Consider the following 5658-nt stretch of genomic DNA (forward strand, 5'->3'; position numbering starts at 1 on the left):
CGGCACTCGCGCTTGGTGGCGGCAAGGCCTTCGCCCAGGCTGAGAACACGCTGAAGGTCGGCTTCGTCAGCCCGCGCACCGGACCGCTCGGTGGCTTCGGCGAGACCGACGGCTATGTGCTCGACCTAGCCCGCAAGGCGCTGGCCGGCGGCATCGAGCTCGGCGGCAAGAAATACAGCGTGGAAATCCTCGACCAGGACACGCAATCGGATCCCTCCCGCGCGGGCCAGCTCGCCAAGGACCTGATCAACAACCAGGCCATCGACCTGATGCTCGCGGTGTCGACGCCCGAGGTGATCAACCCGGTGGCCGATGCCTGCGAAGCCGCCGGCGTGCCTTGTCTATCAACGGTCATGCCGTGGGAAGCCTGGTATTTCGGCCGCGGCGCCAAGCCCGGCGCGCCCTCGCCCTTCAAATGGACCTATCATTTCGGCTTCGGGGTCGACGAATTCTTCAGGGCCTACGTCTCGCAGTGGAACCTGATCGAGACCAACAAGAAGGTCGGCGTCATGTATCCGAACGACGCCGACGGCAACGCCATCCGCGCTCATCTGGCGCCGTTGCTGGCCAAGCAGGGTTTTACCATTGTCGATCCCGGCGCCTATGAGACCGGCACCACCGACTATTCCTCGCAGATCGCCCTGTTCAAGCAGGAAGGCGTCGAGATCTTCAACTCGTTCCCGATCCCGCCTGACTTCGCCGCCTTCTGGCGTCAGGCGGCGCAGCAAGGCCTGATCAAGCAGATCAAGACCTGCCAGGTGGCCAAGACCGGCCTGTTCCCATCCGACATCGAGGCACTGGGCGACCTCGGCATGAAGATTTCGAGCGCCGCCTACTGGCACAAGGCCTTTCCATACAAGTCGCCGCTGACCGGCGTCTCGGGGACCGAGCTTGCCGACGGCTACGAGGCGGCGAGCGGCAAGCAATGGACGCAGCAGCTCGGCGCCTCGATGTCGCTGCTCGACGCAGGCTTCGAGGCGCTGAAAGCGAGCTCTAATGCCAAGGACAAGGCGGCTGTGGCCAAGGCGCTGAGCACGCTCAAGACCGAAACCATGATCGGCAAGGTCGACTTCACCGGCGGCCCGGTGGCCAATGTCTCGCCCGGCCCGATCATCGGCACGCAATGGATTGCCGCCAAGGAAGGCAGCAAGTTCCCGCTCGACTACGTCGTGACCGAGAACGCCACCGATCCGAACGTGCCTGTCGAAGCCAAGCTTCTGCCTTACAACGGCTGATGGACCGCTGACGAGGACCGCCTGGTGACCCATCCGCAACAACAGGCTGTTCTCGCCGCCGCCGGCATCCACAAGCGCTTCGGCGCGCTCGTGGTGCTGGAGGCCGTCGACTTCGCCATGGCCGCCGACGAGGCGGTCGGCATTGTCGGCCCGAACGGCGCCGGCAAGACCACGCTGCTCAGCGTGCTTTCAGGCGCCTTTCCTCCGAGCGCCGGCTCGGTCTCCTTCAAGGGCGGCGATGTAACAGCGCTGCCGGCCACGGCGCGCTGCCGGCTGGGCCTGGTGCGCACGCATCAGGTGCCGAAACCATTCAGCGGCATGACCACCTTCGAGAATGTTTTTGTTGCCGCGTCACATGGCGCGGGGCTCGGCCGCGACGAGGCCTATGAGGAGGCGCTCGGCTCGCTGAAGCTGTGCGGCATGCTTGGGGTCGCCAACCGGCGCGCCGAGACGCTCGGCCTGCTCGACCGGAAACGTCTGGAATTGGCACGCGCATTGGCGGCCCGGCCAACGCTGCTGCTGCTGGACGAGATCGGCGGCGGCCTGACCGATGGCGAAGCCGGCGAGCTTGTCGACACGATCAAGGAGCTGCGCCGGCGCAAGATCGGCATCGTCTGGATCGAGCACATCGTGCACATCCTGCTGCAGGTGGCCGAGCGGCTGATCTGCATGGATGCGGGCAAGATCATCGCCGATGGCGAGCCGCAAACGGTGATGGCCGACCCGGAGGTCGTGCGCGCCTATCTCGGCGGAGGCCCGAAATGAGCCTGCTGTCGGTCGAGAACCTGGTTGTCCGGCACGGCCTGCTGCAGGCGGTGCGCGGCGTCAGCTTCGGCGTCAAGCGCGGCGAAACGCTGGCGCTGGTCGGCGCCAATGGCGCCGGCAAGACGACGCTGCTCAGGGCCATCGCCGGCGCGCACCAGCCGGCGGCCGGCCGTGTGCTTCTGGATGGCGCGGATCTCACCAGCGTGCCGTCGCACAGGCGCGTCGGCATGGGCATAGCGCTGGTGCCGGAAGGGCGAAAGCTGTTCGTGCGGATGACGGTCGAGGAGAACCTGCTGCTGGGCAAGACCACTGGGCGGCCAGGCGACTGGAGCGTCGACAGAGTGCTGGACATGTTTCCCAATCTGAAACCGCGCCCCCATGCCAAGACGGGGCATCTGTCGGGCGGCGAGCAGCAGGCGACGGCGATCGGCCGGGCACTGATGAGCAATCCGGATGTGCTGCTGCTCGACGAGGTTTCGCTTGGTCTTTCGCCGCTGATCGTCGACCGTGTCTATGCGGCACTTCAGGGGCTGATCGCTTCGGGCACGACAATCATCCTCGTCGAACAGGACCTCAATCGGGCGCTGTCGGTTTCGGACAAGGTCATCTGCATGCTGGAGGGGCGCATCGCGCTCGAAGGGCCGAGCAGGAGCGTTTCGCGCGACGCGGTGACGAAAGCCTATTTCGGCCTGCACCGGAAGGGCACCGGGAGCGTTCCCGCATGAGCAACCAGATCATCCAGGGCATCCTGCTCGGCGGCTATTACGCGCTGATCGCCTGCGGCCTGTCCTTCATGTTTTCGGTGATGCGCATCATCAACCTCGCCCATGGCAGCCTTGCCGTGTTCGCCGCCTATGCGCTGTGGTTTTTGGCCTCGCGGTTCCACATCCCGCCGTTTCTCGGCCTGCTCATCGTCTTGCCAGTGATGGCCGCGATCGGCTGGGCGTTGCAGCGCTTCCTGCTCGAGCGCAGCGCGCGCGGCGGTGCCCTGCTGCCGATCCTGACCACGTTTGGGCTGGCCATCGTCATCGACAACATGCTGTTCGAACAGTTCGGCGCCGACACCCGTTCGCTGGCGCCCTTCATCGGCAGCCTGTCCTATGATTCCTGGGAATGGCCGGGCAGCATCTATGTCGGCAAGCTTGCGGTGATCATGTTCGCCACCGCCGTCGTCCTGCTTGGCGGGCTGCAGCTGTTCCTGACCCGCACCCGGCTTGGCCGCTCGATCCGCGCTACCTCGGAAGACCCTGACACCGCCGGCCTGGTCGGCGTCGATGCACGGCGTGCCAACGCGGTCGCTGCCGCCATCGCCATGGTCACCGTCGGCCTTGCCGGCGCGTTCCTTGGCATGCGCGCGACATTCGATCCCTATGCCGGCGCGCCGCAATTGCTGTTCGCCTTCGAGGCGGCGGTGATCGGCGGCGCCGGGTCGCTGTGGGGAACGCTGATCGGCGGCATCGTACTGGCGCTGGCCCAGACGCTCGGCGCGCAAGTGCATCCGCAGGGATTTCTGATCGGCGGTCATGCCGTGTTCCTTGTCGTGCTGTTCGTGCGGCTTTCGGCATCCGGCCTTGGCCTCCGCGGACTGTTGCACCTGCCTTCCCGGAGCGCACCATGAGCGTCGTTCCGACTTCGCCCATGATCGAGCGTGGTACCGCGACCTCGCGCATCGCGGCTATCGCCGTGGCCATCGTCATCGCGCTGCTCGCCATCGCGCCGCAATTCCTCTCGGCCGGCGCGGTCGACCGCATGACGGCGCTGTTCATCTATGTGATCCTGGCGGCGATGTGGAACGCGCTGGCCGGTTTCGGCGGGCTGGTCTCGGTCGGCCAGCAGGTGTTCTTCGGGCTTGGCGCATATTTCGCCATCCGTCTTGCCGATGCCGGTCTCAATCCTTTCCTGGCGCTCTTTGCATCGGGAATTATCGTCGGCGCGGTTTCCTGGCCGCTGTCGCTCTTCATGCTGCGGCTCAAGAACGGTGAGTTCGCCATCGGCATGTGGGTGATCGCGGCGCTCACCCATCTGCTGGTCAATCTCGACCGGCTGGTGCAGGGCGAAACCGGCACCTCGCTGATCTCGCTCAACGTCTACGATGCCTCGATAAGGCGGGTGACCATCTACTGGCTGGCGCTAGCCTCGATGACGGCCCTGCTCGCTGCCCTCTTCGGCCTGCTGCGCGGCAGCACGGGCGCCGCCATCCGCGCCATTCGCGACAATGAGGATGCGGCCGCTTCGGTCGGCGTGCGCGTCACCGGCACCAAGCGGCTGCTGTTCGTGCTTGCCGCCTTCGGCATCGGCATTGCCGGCGCATTGTGGCTGGCGACCTCCATCACCTTCCAGCCGAAAACCTACTTCAACGTGCAGTGGACAGCCTACATGATCTTCATGGTTCTGGTCGGTGGCATCGGCACGTTCGAGGGCGCCATTCTCGGCGCGCTGGTCTTCTTCCTCATCGAGACCTGGTTCGGCGGCGCCGGCGTCTGGTACCTGATCGGCCTCGGCGCCACCGCCGTGCTGTTTTCGCTTTTCCTGCCGCGCGGCCTGTGGGGAACGATCGAGGAGCGCTTTGGGCTGCGCCTGCTGCCGGTCGGCTACCGCGTCAAGCTGCCGGCGAACGTCGCCGATGGCGGCATGATCCCGTCGCAGCAAGCCACAACATATCAGGAGAAGGCATGAGCATGCTTTTCGGCAAGACCATCCTCATCACCGGGGCTGCCTCCGGCATCGGCGCACGCACGGCGGAGCTTGCCGGCCAGCTCGGCGCCGACGTGATCGGCGCCGATGTGCGCGAGCCGGCCGCAGCGGTTGGCAGTTTCGTCAAGGCCGACATCTCGTCGAAGGCGGGCGTCGATGAGCTCATCGCGCGCCTGCCGCAGCGCATCGATGCACTCTGCAACGTCGCCGGCCTCTCCGGCAACACCGGTGCGGCCTCGACGCTGGCCGTCAACTTCTTCGGTCTGCGTGCGCTCTCGGACGTGCTTGCGCCCAGCCTTCGCGAAGGCGGCGCCATCGTCAACGTCGCCTCGATCGCCGGTTATGGCTGGCGCGCCAATCTCAACCGCGCCGCCTCGATGGTCGGCATCGAAGGTTTCCCCGATGTCGCCAAAGTGGTCGCCGACCACGCGATGAAGAACGAGGAAGGCTACCCCGTGTCCAAGGAACTGCTGCTCCTGTGGACGATGCGCGCGGCACATCAGGAGCTGTTCAGGAAGCGTGGCATCCGCGTCAATGCGGTGAGCCCTGGCCCGGTCGAAACACCGATCCTGAAACAGTTTCGCTCCGTGCTTGGCGATGCCCGCGTCGACAGCGATATCGCCCGGGTCGGACGTGCCGGCACATCGGGTGACGTCGCGCCTGTCGTGCTGTTCCTGTGCTCGGACGGCGCGCGCTGGGTCAACGGCGCCAATGTGCCGGTTGACGGTGGCCTCGAAGCATCCATCAATGCCGAAGTGCTCGGCTTCTAATCTGTGAAGCTCCATCGAGAGCGAGGGAAAGAACAATGGATATCGGACTTCTGATCGACGGCGACGAAAAGGCGGCAACAGGCAAGGCTTCCTACGAGCGCATGGACCCATTCACCGGCAAATTGGCGACGCGCGCGGCGGCGGCAAGCGTGGCCGATGCCAACGCCGCCGTCGAAGCAGCCGCCGCTGCTTTT

The 5658-nt window shown here is 65.7% G+C and carries 6 protein-coding genes and 1 pseudogene; all 7 read left to right on the forward strand.

The genetic code is table 11. From position 1 onward, the window contains the following. A partial coding sequence (locus tag EOA36_RS25545; RefSeq protein ID WP_127279929.1) for an ABC transporter substrate-binding protein occupies positions 1-1235 on the forward strand: 1235 nt, incomplete at its 5' end. A gap of 21 nt (positions 1236-1256) precedes the next feature. Next, positions 1257-2000, forward strand: a complete 744-nt coding sequence (locus EOA36_RS25550) for an ABC transporter ATP-binding protein (protein WP_127279930.1) — start codon at positions 1257-1259, stop codon at positions 1998-2000. After that, on the forward strand, positions 1997-2725 hold the full coding sequence (locus EOA36_RS25555) for an ABC transporter ATP-binding protein (RefSeq protein WP_127279931.1): 729 nt from the start codon (positions 1997-1999) through the stop codon (positions 2723-2725). The genes EOA36_RS25550 and EOA36_RS25555 overlap by 4 nt, the downstream gene beginning before the upstream one ends. Beyond that, complete coding sequence (locus EOA36_RS25560; RefSeq protein ID WP_127279932.1) at positions 2722-3618, forward strand: branched-chain amino acid ABC transporter permease; 897 nt, start codon at positions 2722-2724, stop codon at positions 3616-3618. The genes EOA36_RS25555 and EOA36_RS25560 overlap by 4 nt, the downstream gene beginning before the upstream one ends. Then, positions 3615-4676, forward strand: a complete 1062-nt coding sequence (locus EOA36_RS25565; RefSeq protein ID WP_127279933.1) for a branched-chain amino acid ABC transporter permease — start codon at positions 3615-3617, stop codon at positions 4674-4676. Before EOA36_RS25560 ends, EOA36_RS25565 begins: the two co-directional genes overlap by 4 nt. Before the next feature lie 2 nt (positions 4677-4678). Then, on the forward strand, positions 4679-5464 hold the full coding sequence (locus EOA36_RS25570; protein WP_127279934.1) for a coniferyl-alcohol dehydrogenase: 786 nt from the start codon (positions 4679-4681) through the stop codon (positions 5462-5464). Between the two features lie 35 nt (positions 5465-5499). Then, positions 5500-5658 (forward strand): annotated as a pseudogene (locus tag EOA36_RS38955) (salicylaldehyde dehydrogenase); the annotation flags it as partial.

The organism is Mesorhizobium sp. M8A.F.Ca.ET.021.01.1.1 (assembly GCF_003998025.1).
Lineage (GTDB): Bacteria > Pseudomonadota > Alphaproteobacteria > Rhizobiales > Rhizobiaceae > Mesorhizobium.